We start from the raw sequence: 14,774 nt of genomic DNA on the forward strand, positions 1-14,774 counted from the left end.
GCCGTCTGGCCAGTTGGCAGGACAATCCCGAGTTTCTAAGTTAATCAGGAAGAAGCGGCCCTGACGTCGGTTCACCGTGGCGGGAACGACGGAACCGGGGCCTCTTCTCCGAGGGTGGCGCGCTCAGCGCCGCCGGAGGGTGGCCGCGAGGCCACCAGGGCAGCCCTCCTCACGCACGGAGGGAGTCCCAGACCAGGGGTGCACGGCGAGGGGCACCCACTGCTAGATGAGGTCGAGGGGCATCATCGCGCCCGCTTCGAACTCCGGCGCACGGCGCAGCTGGTCCAGCACGCGCGGCGCGCAGCGCAGGTGGAGCATGGGCATGGAGCCCGGCTCGCTCACCGAGCGCACGGAGCCCAGGAGGTGCTTCTCCTCGAGCCATCGCATGAAGCTCTGGTGGAAGCGTGCGCTCTCGGCCAGGCCGGACTGGTGCACCTCCGCGCGCGAGCGTGGAGGAGGCGGCGGCCGGGCGGGCATGCGCGCGCGCGACGGCACGGATGCCTCCCTGGGCATCACCGTGATGTCCACCCACTCGGGATGCGTATCCGGACCTGCCTGCGAGCTGCTCGCGGCGCCCGGCAGCGGACGCACGTTCGAGGAAAGCCGGGGCGCACCTTCGGCGTACATGTCCCCCGGCCCGCCATTCTTCCTGCTCATGGCCTCATCCTCCCCCAGGTCCGGCGCTCAGCTGGCGCCGACCCTGGTATCAACCCACCACCGTCACCTGAACACAGCCAGGCCCTTGCCCGTCCGGTGTGTCGCCGAGCGGGGAAGCTTGACCGCATTGGCCAGGATCAAATCCCTCACCTCAACCGCCGTCAAGTCAGGGGCACGGCAGCGATACAGTGCTGCAATACCCGCTACATAAGGCGCCGCCATGCTGGTGCCACTCATTCGCTCGTAGAACGCCTGGTTGTTGCAGCGACGCTCCGTGGACGAATACACGCTTACTCCGTAACCCATGACGTCGGGGACGATGCGCCTACCCACCGTCCCGCTGGCGGAGAAAGTGGCCACGTTGCGCTCGAAGTCGACTGCGCCAACCGCCAGGGACTCCGGAAAGGCGGCTGGATAACCAACCGTGTCGGGTCCACTGTTGCCTGCCGCGACAACAGGCAGGACATTGCTGTCGAGCAGGCGACGAATCATCGTCTGGAGCGCGCGCAGGTTGAGGTTGTAGTCGGCCTCGGTGATTCCGGGCGGCGGGCAGAGCGGGAAGCCAAGCGACAGATTCACGACAGCCGGGCGCAGGGAGTTTTCAGGGCGGCTGAACTGGTGCAGCAGCCACTCCATGCCGGCGGCGACGCGGCCGAGGCTGGTGCGGATGGTCTCCGATTCGATGACGGATGCGACGTAGAGGTCCACCTCCGGGGCGACGCCGTGGTGCACGCCCGCGGCGATGCCGCACACGTGCGTGCCGTGGCCGTCCGGGTCGAAGCCGCGGATGTCACGGGCGGGGTTGTGCGGCGAGTTGGGGAACAGCGACACGTAGCGGAACTGGATGACGCGGGCGGCGTGCTCGGGGTGGTCCGCGTCCACGCCGGTGTCGAGGATGCCCAGCATGACGCCCGCGCCGCGGATGCCCTGCGCGTGGGCGATGGGCACGCCGCTCTCCTCCGGCCACTCGCGCTTGGCGAGCGAGGACATGCCGACGTTGCGCGGCCCCGTCTGCCCCGCGGACACAGGGCCGGGGAAGGACAGGGGCACCACGTCGGGGATGAACTCGAAGTCCTTCTCCAGGTCGGCGCGCGCGGCCTTCTCCGTGGCGTCCTCGTAGAAGTGGGCCATGGTGGCGCCGACGAGCGGCATGAAGCGGTAGCTGCCCGCCTCCGCGCCCGTCTGCTCCGTCACGGGTGCGCCCGGCAGTGGCACGGTGCTGGAGTCGGCGCCGCGCGTGCCGGGCTGCTGCTTCGCGCCCTTCTTGCCGCGCTTGCGCGGCTCCTGGCCACTCACCTGCGGACGCACGCCGGGCAGCGTGGCCGAGCGGAGGCCGAGTGCGGACAGCGCGTCGGGTGCCTTGTTCGCCACGGCGAAGCGCAGCGCGGTGGTGCGCGGCAACACGCGCTCGCCCTGCTGCGTGCCGCGAGGCCCCACGTGCGCGTGCGTCTCGATGGACTCCTTTGGAACCAACAAATAGGACTTCATGGTTGGTGTACTCCTTGGACGACCTTGCAACGCCAGCCGCGTGAAGAGAGGGCTGCCGGCATCAGTGGAGCACCCGTCGCGTGCGGAGCCTCTCGCGTGCGAGGGGGGCAATGGGAGCGCGCTCGTGGCGACGTGCCCCCGACAGAAGTGGCCCGCGTCCGTGGCGGCGCGTCCACCGTGGTGGGTGAGGCTGACATCCCCGCGGGGGCACACACCGGCCTCGCGCGTGGCGGCGCGCCCGGTGTGTGGTGGCTGTGTCCCCGCTGCGTCATCCCGTCACTCCTCCTTGGAAAGCCCCGGCCCACGGTGCGATTGGAACGGATGGGCCTGACAAAAAACCAAGGATTTCCTGTAGTAGACGCGTGAGACCCCCTGATTCGGTCCTGACGGGTCTTCCCTGAACGTCTGGAAGTGGGAGTGATTCCCTCCCGGGTACGGTAGGAGTGCCAGGGGGCGCACAGGGACTGTGTCGTCCAGCGGACCCGTTGAGTCATCTGGGCGCGGCTTCGTCGGGAAAGTTCGCGTCCCCACAAATGTTCGCCTCCGTCCCTCCGCCCGGATTAAGGGAGGGACGTTCGCCCGGTCCTGGAGCTTCAGAACGTGATTCCCTACTGGCATGCCCCCTCGATTCACCTGGGGCCCCTCACCATCGAGCCCTTCGGCATCTTCGTGGCGCTGGGCATTCTGCTGGCCGCTCGCCTGCTCGTCCGCAATGCCGAGCGGCAGAAGCTGGACCCGAACCCGCTGGCCGACTACGCGATGTGGGGCGTCATCGGCGGTGTCGTCATGGGCCACCTCGTGCACCTGCTCTTCTACCATCCGGAGGAGCTCTCCAAGAGCCCATTCCAGATTCTGAAGGTGTGGGACGGGCTGTCGTCCTTCGGCGGCCTGCTCGGCGGAATCCTCGCGGCGGTGGTGTTCTTCCGGATGCGGAAGCTGCGCTTCAACGACTACTCGGACTCGTTCGCGCTGGGCGTGGCGCCGGGCTGGGCGGTGGCGCGGCTGGGGTGCTTCGCCGTGCATGACCACCCGGGCGTGCACACCGACTTCTTCCTCGCGGTGGCCTTCAAGGATGGCCCGCGACATGACCTGGGCATGTACGACGCCATTGCCCTCTTCGCCATCAGCGGCCTGCTGTACGCGCTGCGCGACTCGGAGAAGCTGAAGGGCCGGCTGCTGCCGCTGCTCGCGCTGCTGTACTCCTTCTGCCGCTTCTTCTTCGACACGCTGCGCGCCACCGACCTGTCGTACGTGGATGCGCGCTACTTCGGGCTCACGCCCGCGCAGTACGGCTGCATCGCGCTGGTGGCGTACGGCCTGTGGGGCCTGCTGCGCAAGCGCGCTCCCGGAGCGTCCACGGTGCCTCCGGCCTCGTCGGGGCCGGGGAAGACGGTCGGCGCGGCACGGTAGGCGCGCGGCGGCCGGGAGGGCCTTCGCACTCCCGGGCGGCGTGAAGGCAGGGAGTTTCAGCATCGGCCCGGTGTCACTGGCGAAGCGCCGGGGGCTTCCGGGCCGAGTCGTTTCCAGCGCGGGTCGAGCACCTTGCCAGGGCTTGCGGCCCGACGCCCCTGGCGCGGTGAGGAAGCAGGGAGGGTTCGGAATGAAGGCACTCGCCTACGACGCGGTGATGGCGCCCCTGGGGTGGATGGGACTGACGGCCGCCCGGCGGAAGCTGGTGAGCGGGGTGTCCGGCCGCGTGCTGGAGGTGGGCACCGGCACCGGACTGGCGCTTCCGGGCTACCCGGACACCGTGACGTCCGTCACCGCCATCGACGTGGATGCCGAGGCGCTCGAGCGGGCGCGCGCGCGTCGCCCCGACGTCGAGGTGCTCCAGGCCAGCGTGGAGGAGTTGCCCTTCGCCGAAGCGTCCTTCGACACCGTGGTGTCCAGCCTCGTCTTCTGCAGCGTGGAGTCCCCCGGACGCGGGCTGGCGGAAATCTTCCGCGTGCTGCGCCCCGGAGGGGAGCTGCGCATGCTGGAGCACGTGCGCGCGCCGACCTCCGGGCTGGCCACGGCGCAGGACCTGCTCACCCCCGCGTGGCGGATGATGACCGGTGGATGCCGGCTCAACCGGGACACGTACCTGCTCGTGCGGCAGACCGGCTTCGACGTGGTCCGCCGCGTCCAGCGCCTCCACGGCATGAGCGAGCTCATCATCGCCCGCAAGCCAGGCGGCTGAGCAGAGAGCGCTTTCCCCGCTCAGGCGGGCGTCGGCAGGCGCAGCCCCGCGAGCTTCCGGTCCGTGAGCACGGAGTGAATCCGGGTGATGCGCCCATCCCCGTCGACATCCACCCGCATCACCGCGTGCGACGCATACATCGGGTCCTCCGCTTCCGCGAACGCGAACACCAGCGCCGGCAGGCCGTTGAGCATCTGGATTTCGAACGCGACCGGCGCGCCTCGCAGCTCCATCAGCCGCTGGAGGAACGTGAGCACCCGCTTCGCGCCCACCACGGGCACGTGGGCCGCCCGCACCTGGCCGCCTCCGTCCGTCAGCGCGCGCACGTCGGAGGACAGGAGCGCCTCCGCGGCCGCCACGTCTCCCGACAGCAGCGCGCCCATGAAGCCCTCCAGCGCGGCTCGCGCGCGCTCCTGCAACGCCCGCGTGGGGACGCAGCGCGCGCGGTCATACGCCTCCATCGCGGCGCGGGCGCGGTGGTGCACCACCTTCACGTTCACCTCGCTCATGTTCAGCGCCTCGGCCACCTCGCGCACCGAGTAGTCGAACACGTCGCGCAGCAACAGCACGGCGCGCTGCTTCGGGGCCAGCGCCTCCAGCGCCAGCAGGAAGGCGTAGGAGACGCTCTCCAACAACTCATAGCGCCCCTCCGTCGAGCCGCCTCCCGGCAGCCGGGCCTCCACTCCAGGGGGCGCGTCGAGCTCGGTTGACGCTTCCGGGGCCGTGGCGTCTCCCGTGTCGAGCGGCGACGGCAGCCACGGGCCCACGTAGCCCTCGCGACGGCGGCGGCGCAGGTGGTCCCTCGCGAGATTCACCGCCACCCGCGTCAGCCAGGGGCGCAGCGACTCCTGGTGCTCGGGCGGTGAGGCCAGGGCCCTGGCGAACGTCTCCTGCACCAGGTCGTCCGCGTCCGCCGCCACGCCCGTCATGCGGTAGCAGAGGCCCCAGAGGAAGCGCTCGTGCTCACGCGCCGCCTCCTCCACCGCGCCGTGTCCCTGCCACTCCATGCGTCAGGCCCCCACCGCGCGGCGCGGCTCCTGGTGCTGCGTCTGGACGAGCGCTCGCGCCACCGACTCGGCGCTCGCGAAGGCCGCGTCCGCGAGCATGCCCTCGGGCCCACCCAGTCTCCCACGCGGAACAGGCCACTCACATGCGGCACCCGGGCCGTGGGCCGCCCGGAGAGACCACCGGCCTTCGCGCCCGGCAACAGGTGACTCACCGTCAGGTTGGGACGGAAGCGCCGCGCCACCACGTGCGCACGCCAGCCGGGCTGGAGCGCATCCATCACCGCCTCCAGTTCGGCCTCGCGCGCCTCGGCGTCCGCGCCGCCCAGGTACTTCATCACGTGCACCATCGCGCCTCCCTCCGGCGCCAGCCGCGCGGACGCCGAGTGCACCGACGCGTACCACGGACCGTCGATTCCGAGCGCGAACAGCGCCTCCGGCCTCGGCAGGCCGGACAGTCCGAGCTCCAGCGTGGCCGCCTTCACCGGCACCGCCTCCGCCGCCTCGCGCGCGAGCACCGCGTCCCCCGGCACCAGCGCCGCCACGTCCCCCGGACTTCCCGCCAACACCACCGCGTCCACCTCGTGCACCGTCCCGTCCGCGAGCCGGAGGCCGTACACGCGAGCCTCCGCCTCGTGTCCGTGCTCGGACCGGGGGCCGTACAGGTGGGCCTCGGCCTCGTGTCCGTGCGCGGGCCCGGGTTGCGCGCTCGCGCCGACTTCGTGCGTTTGCGTCCGGACCACGGACTCCACCCTCGCGGAGATCTCCAGCCGCACCCCCGCCTCGCGCGCCCGGGCCTCCAGCGCGTCCACCAGCGTGCTCCAACCTCCGTCGAGGTAGAGCACGTTGGCCGCGAGCGCGAACTGGAGCTGGGATACCGCCACCTCCGCACTCAGCGCGTCGTGGTCCGCGCAGTAGGACGCCACCCGCGTCAGCGCGCCGACGAGCGAGCGCGAGTCCTCGCGGGACAGGCGCGTGTCCAGCCACTCGCGCATCGACAGGCGCGCCAGGGAGCTCGCATCGATACGGGGCAGCCCCGCGAGCAGCCGCGCCAGCTCCAGCTTTCCAGCCAGGGTGAGCACATCCGTCGTCATCAGCGACACGGCCCCGCGCGGCAGCGTGTGCAGGCGACCCGCTCGCAACGCGTACGCGCCCGCGCCCGGGATTCCTCCTTGGGGCTTCACGCCCAGGCTCCCGAGCACCCGCATCGCCGCCCCGCCCCGGTACAGCGCGTGGGGCCCCAGGTTGAAGCGGAAGCCCTCCACCTCCGCCGTCTGTGCCCGCCCGCCGAGGTGCTTCGCGCGCTCGTACAGCGTCACCTCGCAGCCACCGCGCGCCAGCAGCGCCGCCGCCGTGAGTCCGCCCAGCCCGCCGCCGACCACCGCCACCCGGTTTGCCCGCATGTCCGTCCTCCGTCTGTGCACCCGGGAAATTCCGGGCATCCAACGGCTCCACGAAAAAGGGGCGCGAAAGGTTACAGGACCTCGCGAGAGTCCCGCGAGTGGCCGGTCCGGGGCCGCCCGCCGCGACCGTCGCGGTGGAAGGAACATTCCTTCCACGAAGCAGCACCCGGCCGCCCGCCGCGACCGTCGCGGTGGAAGGAACATTCCTTCCACGAAGCAGCACCCGGCCGCCCGCCGCGACCGTCGCGGTGGAAGGAACGTTCCTTCCACGAAGCAGCACCCGGCCGCCCGCCGCGACCGTCGCGGTGGAAGGAACGTTCCTTCCACGAAACACCCGCCCCCGCCGGGCCCCCGTCGCCGGGACACGCGTGTCACACCGCATCAGTCCCGCGAGAACGTTCCACCAACAGCGCGGGTCAATCACGCCTCACAAGGCCGTGCAGCGCTTGCATTGAGGAAACGAATTCCTGACAACCCTGAGAGTTGCTCTGCGCCAGGCAATGTCAGAGGTAGTCGTATGATGATTCACACAGCGGCGGAATCTCCCGCCGCGCACGTCAGAGGCATCCCCGCATGAGAAGACTCCTCGTCGCCCTGCTCGCACTTCCCCTCTTCGCCGCCTGTGGTCCCGCGCCTGAGTCCGACGCCACCACCACGGACGCACAAGCGCAGGAGGTCCAGTCCCAGCCGGACACGCAGGAACTCTCGTCCGCCCCGCGCGAGCGCTCCGTCACCCTGAGCACCGGAGTGACGCTGCGCTATGTGGAGCAGGGCTCGAAGAACGGTCCCGTGGTCGTCTTTCTCCATGGCTACACGGACTCGCACCACACCTGGGATTTGAACCTGCCCATCTTCCCGCGCAGCTTCCACATCTATGCGCTGGACCAGCGTGGCCATGGTGACTCGTCCCGTCCGGGCTGCTGTTATACGCAACAGGCCTTCGCCGCGGACGTAGTGGCCTTCCTGAATGCCATGGGCGAGCGCAAGGCCATCCTCGTCGGCCACTCCATGGGCAGCTTCATCGCGCAGCAGGTGGCGCTCGACTCCCCCAGCCGCGTGGAGGCGCTGGTGCTGGTCGGCTCGGCGCCCACCGTCGCGGGCAACGAGGTGGCGCTGTTCCTGAAGTCCATCGTCGACACGCAGGTGGGCACGGTGGACCCGGACTTCGTCCGCGAGTTCCAGACGAGCACCTTCACGCGCCCGGTGCCGCAGTCGTACATCGACACGCTCGTGTCGGAGAGCCTCAAGGTCCCCGCCCGTGTATGGCAGGCCACCCTGGACGGGCTCATCGCGGAGGACCACTCGGCGCGCCTGGGCCGGATTCGCGTGCCCGTGCTCGTGGTCGGCGGCGACCAGGACGGCTTCTTCCCCGTCGAGCAGCAGCAGGCGCTGGTGGACGCACTTCCCAACGCCACCTACGTCCTCTACCCGGACACCGGCCACGCTCCGCACGCGGAGTTGCCGCACGCGTTCGTGCATGAGGTGCAGCGCTTCCTGAAGTCGGTGACGAAGTAGCGCGAAGCACGCGCGGGTCCGGAGCGCGGCGGCTCACCGTCGCCGCTCCGGGTCCGGCTTGCCGTGGGACGGCTACCCGGGCGCCGGTGTTCCCGTGCTCGTCGGAGGCTTTCGCGAGGGGTCCGGCGCATCGGACCACGCCAGCATCACCGCGGCGGTGAGGATGAGCAGTCCGCCCACTCCCTGCCGGACGCTGAGCCGCTCGTCCAGGAACAGCGCGCCCAGCAACACCGCCGTCAGCGGCTCCATGGTGGATACCAGGGACGTATTCACCGGGCCGATGCGCGCCATGCCCACGAAGAAGAGGAGCACCGCGGCCACGGTGGACACCAGCGCCAGCGCCACCACGGCGCCCCAACCGGTAGGGGTGGTGGGGAAGGCCGGGCCCCGCGCCAGCACCACGAGCCCCAGCGTGGCGCCCGCGGAGCCGAGGATGACGGTGCTGGAGACCAGCGGCCCCGCCCGGCCCGCGACACGTGCACTGATGACGACATAGCCGGCGTAGAGGAGCGCGGACAAGAGCCCCAGCATGATGCCCAGCGGCTTCGCGCCACCCTGCTCCACGTCCGCCGTCAGCGCCGTGCCGCCCAGGGCCAGCGCCACGGCCAGCCACTTCACCCGGCCCAGCCGCTCGCCGAAGACGACGCGCTGGAGCAGCGCCACCAGCGCGGGGAAGGAGTAGAGCAGCAGCGCCACCAGGCCCGCGGGGGCGTGCTGGAGGGCAATGAAGTACGCCGCCGCCTCCGACACGTAGCCCACCGCGCCCAGCAGTATCAGGGCCAGCATCAGCTTGCGCTCTGGCAGGGGCTGGCGGCGCACCACCATGACGCTGGCCAGCACCGCCCCGGCGAGGGTGAAGCGAAGGAAGAGCAGCGACGGCGCGTCCGCGCCCGCCGCGTAGGCGAGGCGCCCGAAGAGGCCGAGCGCGCCGAAGCACGCCCCGGACAGGGCCACGATGAAGAAGCCAGCGGTGCGGTTCATGGCGGGAGCGCGCGCACCCTGCTCCAAGCGGGCGCCCGTGTCACGCGTCACGCGGCTCCTGGCTCCCGCCAGCGGCCTACCAGTAGTTGACGGACTTGAGGTCGAAGACGTCCGTGTAGCCACCGGCGCGCAGCAACTGCACGGCCTGGGCGCTGCGGCCGCCCGCGGCGCAGTAGACCACCACGCGCGTGCCGGGCGGGCCCACCTCCGAGAGCCGTCGGGGCAGCTCCTGCACGGGGATGTTGCGCGCGGCGTCGGGGTGTCCCTGCTGGAATTCCTGCGGCGTGCGCACGTCCAGCAGCACCGCGCCTTCCGCGACGAGCTGCCGGGCCTTCTGGGAGAGCTCCTGAGGCGTCATGGCTTCATTGTAGGCCCACGCGCGCCCGGTGGCGCTGGCCGAAAACTGGAGCTGCCTCCGGCCGACGCTACAGTCCTGTATCGACCATGCGACTCGACAAGCATGCACTCCTCACCCAGCTGGCCGACCGCCTCCAGCAGTCCGACCGCCTCGCCCACCGCGCCGAGGCCGAAGCCCGCGAGGCGGCCCGCAGCCTGGCCACGGAGTCGGAGAAGAAGGAAGACGGCCGCGCCGCCATCGAGTTCGGCAGCCTCGCCACCGGCCAGGCCGCTCGCGCCCGCCGCGTCCAGGAGGAGCTCAAGGCGCTCTCCACCTTCGGCCAGGGCGAGCTGCCGCGCTTCCCGCGCCAGGGGCCCGTCGCGCTGGGCGCGATTGTAGACATGAGCACCGAGGACGACGACGGCTTCGCCGAGCGCACCTTCTTCGTGTTGCCCGTGGGCGCCGGCACCGAGCTGACGGGCCCCGGCGGCGACGGCTTCCTCTCCGTCATCACCCCCGCGTCCCCCGTGGGCCGCGCCCTCATGGGCCGCAAGGCCGGCGACGTGGTGGAGGTGACACTGGCGGGCGAGGTACGGGAATGGACGGTGCTCGAGGTGGCGTGAGGCCGGATGTGCCTCGCCATGCGCACGCGATGTCGTGCCCCGGACGTAAGCCCTCGGGGCAGTAGAACCGCCTGGCCCGCTCGCGCGTGAATCCGGGAAGATGTTTTCTTCCCTTTCTCCGCAAGCCGAGGCGCCGGCCCCGCCTCCACTCCTTCCGCTGACGTGGCCCGCGGCCCTGGTGGGACTGCTGTTCGGCGTGCTGATGGCGTATGTGCCGTACGAGTTCCGGGTGGCCTCCTTCCGGCCGCTCTATCCGTATGTGCGCGTGCTCGGCCTCGCGTACCTGGCTGGCAGCATCTCCCTCATGGGTGCGCTGCTGTACCCGCACGCGCCCCGCTGGTTGGACCGGGGCGCGCGGCTGACGCTGGGCGCGGCGATGGCGCTGTACTGGTGGGTGCTGAATGTCCTGCCCGGCAGCCTCACCGGCATCGTCCTCTATCCGCTCCTCTTCGGCGGCATGGTGCTGGAGGCGTGGCCCTCCATGCGCCGGCGGCCCGTGCTGCGCGCCTTCCTGTCCCTCACCGGCACCGCCTTCGGCGTGGCCATGCTCGCCGCGCCCGAGCGCTTCCCGCTGTCCGTGTATGCGCACCTGGCGCCGCTGCGGCCGCTGGTGGGCGCCCTCTTCACCCTCATGGGCCTGGGGCTGCTGCTGCCCGCGGGCCGGCTGCACACGCGGCTGCCCAACCTCCTCATGGGCGTGCTGGCCGTGCCCTTCGCGCTGCTGGCATACGCGCTGGGTCGGGGCGCGTCGTGGCTCGGCGCCAGCGTGTACGCGGTGCTCACCCTGGCGTGCGTGGCGCAGGCGCTGGAGTGGCGCCCGCGCGCACCGCGCACGGTGGGGTGGAAGCTCCTGCGCGGGCTGGCCTTCGCGGGGCTGGTGCCGCTGCTGGCGCTGGGTGGCCTCGCGGCCTTCCTCGCACAGCGCGCAATCGAGCAGCAGGTGCGTGACGACACGCAGCGCGCCGCCGCGGGCGAGGCGGACTTCCTGCGCCGCTACCTCGACGACTCGCGCGAGTCGTTGGACTTGATGCTGGAGTCGCCGGGCTTCCGCGCCGCCTTCGTCACCGGCGAGCGCGCCGCGCTGGAGCCGTACCTGCGCAACCTCGCCGCCCAGGCGCGCGCCTTCGACGCGGCGCTCGCGGTGGATGCCTCCGGCCGCGTGCTGGCCACTTCGCCGGGCGTGGAAGACTGGCACCTGCCCGCGCACACCGTCCTCTCCGAGGCGCTCGCGCACGGCGGCACCGAGGTGTCCCCGGCCTTCATCCGGCCTCCGGACCGGCCGCTGGTGGCGGTGGCGCGCCCCTTCGAGCACGACGGGGAGCTGCGCGGCATGCTGGTGGGCCTGCTGTCGCTGGAGCGACTGAGCGACGCCACCACGCCCGCGTCGCGGCGCTTCCGCGTGCAGGTGCTGGACAGGCGCGGACTCAAGGTGCTGCGTGACACGGCGCCCGGCGCTCCGCTGCTGGGCGAGGCCCACCTGCCGACGGAGATTCACGACGAGCTGCTGCGCCCCGGCAGCGGCGTCATGGAGGCCTTCGACGTGGCGGACCGCCGCATCCTCGCCGCCGAGGCGCCGGTGGAGGACACCCAGTGGAGCGTGCTGGTGACGCAGGAGCTGGTGGTGGCCTACGCGGCGATTACGCGCATGAGCGCCGCGGTGGTGGGCCTCGTCCTGCTGGGCGTGCTGCTGACGCTGGGCCTGTCGCAGCTCGTGGCCCGCGACGTCATCCGCCGCCTGGACGAGCTGCGCGAGGCCACCGCCGCGCTGGCCGCGGGTGATTTGGAGCGGCGCGTGGAGGACGACGGGGAGGACGACGAGCTGGGCGAGCTGGCCCGCAGCTTCAACGAAATGGCGGCACGCACCGGCGCCGCCCAGGCGGAGCTGAAGGACGCGGTGCGCGCGCGGGAGGAGTTCATCAGCGTGGCCAGCCACGAGCTGCGCACGCCGCTCACGCCCCTCAAGGGCTTCGCCTCGCTCACGCTCCAGTGGTTGGAGAAGAACGGCGACTTCCCGGAGCGCGAGCGGCTGCTCAAGGCGCTGCGCTCCATGGCCCGGCAGACGGAGCGGCTGGCGCGGCTGGTGGACGATTTGCTCGACACCGCCCGGATTCAAGGCGGCCGCTTCGAGCTGGAGCGGCAGCGCGTGGACCTGGTGCCGCTGCTGAGGGAGGTGCTGGAGCGCTTCGAGGTGCGCGCGGAGAGCGGCCTCGCCTTCGAGTTGCACACTCCCGGCCACACCGTGGAGGGCGACTGGGATGCGCCCCGGCTGGACCAGGTGCTCACCAACCTGGTGAGCAACGCCGTGCGCTACTCCCCACAGGGCGGCACCGTGCGCATGTCGGTGGAGGAGGAGGCCCACCACATCGTGGTGCACGTGAAGGACGAGGGAATCGGCATCCCTCCGGAGAGCCTGCCCGGCCTGTTCCGTCCCTTCGCTCGTGCATCCAACGCGCAGGCGCGCCACTACGGCGGGCTGGGGCTGGGCCTCTTCATCTGCCGCGAAATCGTGGAGCGACACGGCGGCACCATCTGGGCGGAGAGCGCGGGCGCGCAGCGCGGCAGCAGCTTCCACGTGAGGCTGCCCCGCTTCATCACCAGCCCCGTACCCGCGCCCGGGCCCACCGCCAATGCGCCAGCCGAGTCCTCGTCCGTGCACGCGGCCTGAGGCGCCGTGAGGCGCCGCAACGAGGCGCCGCAACGAGGCGCCGGGCTCGGAAGCGCTATGCGGCCGGCGGTCCCGAAGTGCCCGGCACGCTCAGCCACTCCTCGGGGATGTCGCCGCGCGGCAGCTCCAGCACGAAGGTGGAGCCCTGGCCTGGCTCGCTGGTGGCCGTCACCGTGCCGCCGAAGGCCTCGACAATCTGCCGGGTGATGTAGAGCCCCAGGCCCAGGCCGCCGTAGTGCCTGTCACTCACCGCGCGCTCGAAGCGCTCGAAGATGCGCGGCAAATCCTCCGCGGAGATGCCGATGCCGCAGTCCTGCACGGTGAGCCGCGCCAGCCGCCCGTCCGCCTCCACGCGCACGCACACCGGCTTGCCGGCGCCATACTTCAGCGCGTTGGACAGCAGGTTCGTCACCACCTGCTCCAGCCGCTGCCGGTCCCACCGGCCCACCACCGCCATGGGTGCGTGCAGCTCCAGCGTGCAGTTGAGCTGCGCGGCGGACGGAGCGAAGCGGTAGAGGATTTCCGCCGCCACGCTCGCCAGGTCCATCTCCTCCAGCTCCAGCTTCAGCCGGCCCGCCGTGATTCGCGACACGTCCAGCAGGTTGTCCACGAGGCTGGTCAGCTTGCGCACCTGGCGCTGCACCACCTCGAGCGTCTCCGACACGCGCTCGGCGGACACCGGCTCGCCCCGGGCCGCGAGCAGCTCCACCTGCTTGTGCAGCAGCTGCACCTTGAGGTGCAGCGGCGTCAGCGGCGTCTTCAGCTCGTGGCTGGCGATGCCCAGGAACTCGTCGCGCAGGCGCACCGCCTCGCGCGCCTCGCGCAAGAGTCGCGCGCTGTCCACGGAGAGCGCGGTGCGGCGGGCCAGCTCCTCCGCCAGCCGCTCCTCCTCGTCGGTGAAGTCGTGCGCCGTGTCCCCGCGGAAGAGGGCGAGCGCGCCAATGACGCGCCCGCGCGCCACCAGCGGCACGCCCAGGTAGCAGCGCAGCTCCAGCGCCAGCGCCAGCGCCGCTTCCGGCGCCCCATCGGCCCCGGCGCCCTGCGGCTCCGCCAGCAGCCGCCGCTCCGTCTGACCGGTGTCGCGCAGGGACAACAGGCTCCCCGGCACCAGCGAGTCCGCCGCCGGGTGCTGGCGCAGCAATTCCAGCAGCAGCACGTGCCGCTCCGGCGCCGCATGCACCGCCGCCACCGCGCGCAGCGGCTCGCCGGGCGGGCCCAGGTAGAGCACGCCCGCATCCGCCAGCGCGGGAACGAGCAGGCGCAGCAAGGGCTCCACCCGTCCCTCGGCATCCAGCGCCGCGCCCAGCAGCGCGCCCGCCTCCGCCAGGAGCCGCGCGGCGCTCGCCGCGTCCATTCCCAGCCGCGCCTCCTCGCGCATGCGCAGCAGCACACCGGCCGCGTGCCCGTCGCGCACGCCCAGTGGCACCACGGAGCCCCGCAGCTGCGCCACCGTCCCGTCCGGCCGGCGCAGCCCCCAGCGCCCCTCCTTCACCCACTCGCCCGCCAACGCTCGCGTCAGCGGTGACTCGTCCAGCGGACGTGACGTATCCTCCGCACGTACCCAGACGCACCCGGGAAACCAGCCGTGCTCGATTCGCTCGGGGCGGGGGATCCGAAACTGGCGACCTGCCTCACTATTGAAGGCGAGGACGCGGCCCTTCACGTCCACCAGGACGAGCGCATCTCCTGCCTGCTCGAGGAGCAACCGAAGCACCGCATCGTTCAGGGTGGCCTCTGCACCCTCCTCGGGGTCCTGTTGAATCATCGAAGGCCAGGCGTTTCCAGAAGACATGAGGGACTTCCCGGCACGCAGCCATGGTGGCACCCCCGCCCATCCGGAAGGAAGCCGGGCGGAGTTCCCCGTGTCTCGCACAACAGCGGAAGAGGCGCCGCCGAAATCCCGGGGTCATCGCGGCCCTCTT

At 71.5% G+C, this 14,774-nt stretch carries 11 protein-coding genes and 1 pseudogene; 5 read left to right on the forward strand and 7 right to left on the reverse strand.

What is annotated here, in order from left to right:
- Positions 1–222 precede the first annotated feature (222 nt).
- The gene (popD, locus tag OV427_RS19405; RefSeq protein WP_267857614.1) at positions 223–657 is read right to left on the reverse strand and encodes a PopC secretion inhibitor PopD; all 435 of its coding nucleotides are present in this window, start codon (positions 655–657) and stop codon (positions 223–225) included.
- Positions 658–720: 63 nt separating this feature from the next.
- Complete coding sequence (locus OV427_RS19410) at positions 721–2,145, reverse strand: S8 family peptidase (protein WP_267857615.1); 1,425 nt, start codon at positions 2,143–2,145, stop codon at positions 721–723.
- A 600-nt stretch (positions 2,146–2,745) separates the two neighbouring features.
- On the opposite strand from OV427_RS19410, the gene OV427_RS19415 reads away from it, so the two are divergent.
- Together OV427_RS19415 and OV427_RS19420 are read left to right on the forward strand one after the other, a co-directional pair.
- On the forward strand, positions 2,746–3,555 hold the full coding sequence (locus OV427_RS19415; RefSeq protein WP_267857616.1) for a prolipoprotein diacylglyceryl transferase: 810 nt from the start codon (positions 2,746–2,748) through the stop codon (positions 3,553–3,555).
- Positions 3,556–3,745: 190 nt separating this feature from the next.
- On the forward strand, positions 3,746–4,324 hold the full coding sequence (locus tag OV427_RS19420) for a class I SAM-dependent methyltransferase (protein WP_267857617.1): 579 nt from the start codon (positions 3,746–3,748) through the stop codon (positions 4,322–4,324).
- 20 nt (positions 4,325–4,344) lie between these two features.
- Here the strand turns inward: OV427_RS19420 and OV427_RS19425 are convergent, their stop codons facing one another.
- Together OV427_RS19425 and OV427_RS19430 are read right to left on the reverse strand one after the other, a co-directional pair.
- Complete coding sequence (locus OV427_RS19425; RefSeq protein WP_267857618.1) at positions 4,345–5,331, reverse strand: sigma-70 family RNA polymerase sigma factor; 987 nt, start codon at positions 5,329–5,331, stop codon at positions 4,345–4,347.
- A 3-nt stretch (positions 5,332–5,334) separates the two neighbouring features.
- A pseudogene (locus OV427_RS19430) lies at positions 5,335–6,731 on the reverse strand (phytoene desaturase family protein).
- Positions 6,732–7,304: 573 nt separating this feature from the next.
- Here OV427_RS19430 and OV427_RS19435 point away from each other — a divergent pair.
- Positions 7,305–8,246: an alpha/beta fold hydrolase gene (locus OV427_RS19435; RefSeq protein WP_267857619.1), complete on the forward strand. Its 942-nt coding sequence runs from the start codon at positions 7,305–7,307 to the stop codon at positions 8,244–8,246.
- A gap of 72 nt (positions 8,247–8,318) precedes the next feature.
- Here OV427_RS19435 and OV427_RS19440 read toward each other — a convergent pair whose 3' ends face one another.
- Together OV427_RS19440 and OV427_RS19445 are read right to left on the reverse strand one after the other, a co-directional pair.
- A complete protein-coding gene (locus OV427_RS19440; protein ID WP_267857620.1) occupies positions 8,319–9,227 on the reverse strand; it encodes a DMT family transporter in 909 nt (302 codons plus the stop codon).
- Between the two features lie 76 nt (positions 9,228–9,303).
- Positions 9,304–9,585, reverse strand: a complete 282-nt coding sequence (locus tag OV427_RS19445) for a rhodanese-like domain-containing protein (protein ID WP_267857621.1) — start codon at positions 9,583–9,585, stop codon at positions 9,304–9,306.
- Between the two features lie 86 nt (positions 9,586–9,671).
- Here OV427_RS19445 and OV427_RS19450 point away from each other — a divergent pair, with 86 nt between their 5' ends.
- Positions 9,672–10,187, forward strand: coding sequence for a GreA/GreB family elongation factor (locus OV427_RS19450; protein ID WP_267857622.1), 516 nt, complete (start codon positions 9,672–9,674; stop codon positions 10,185–10,187).
- A gap of 100 nt (positions 10,188–10,287) precedes the next feature.
- Positions 10,288–12,852, forward strand: a complete 2,565-nt coding sequence (locus OV427_RS19455) for an ATP-binding protein (RefSeq protein WP_267857623.1) — start codon at positions 10,288–10,290, stop codon at positions 12,850–12,852.
- A gap of 55 nt (positions 12,853–12,907) precedes the next feature.
- On the opposite strand, the gene OV427_RS19460 is transcribed toward OV427_RS19455, so the two are convergent.
- Positions 12,908–14,644: a PAS domain-containing sensor histidine kinase gene (locus tag OV427_RS19460; protein ID WP_267857624.1), complete on the reverse strand. Its 1,737-nt coding sequence runs from the start codon at positions 14,642–14,644 to the stop codon at positions 12,908–12,910.
- Between the last annotated feature and the right edge of the window lie 130 nt (positions 14,645–14,774).

Origin of the sequence: Pyxidicoccus sp. MSG2, assembly GCF_026626705.1 — a bacterium.
GTDB lineage: Bacteria > Myxococcota > Myxococcia > Myxococcales > Myxococcaceae > Myxococcus.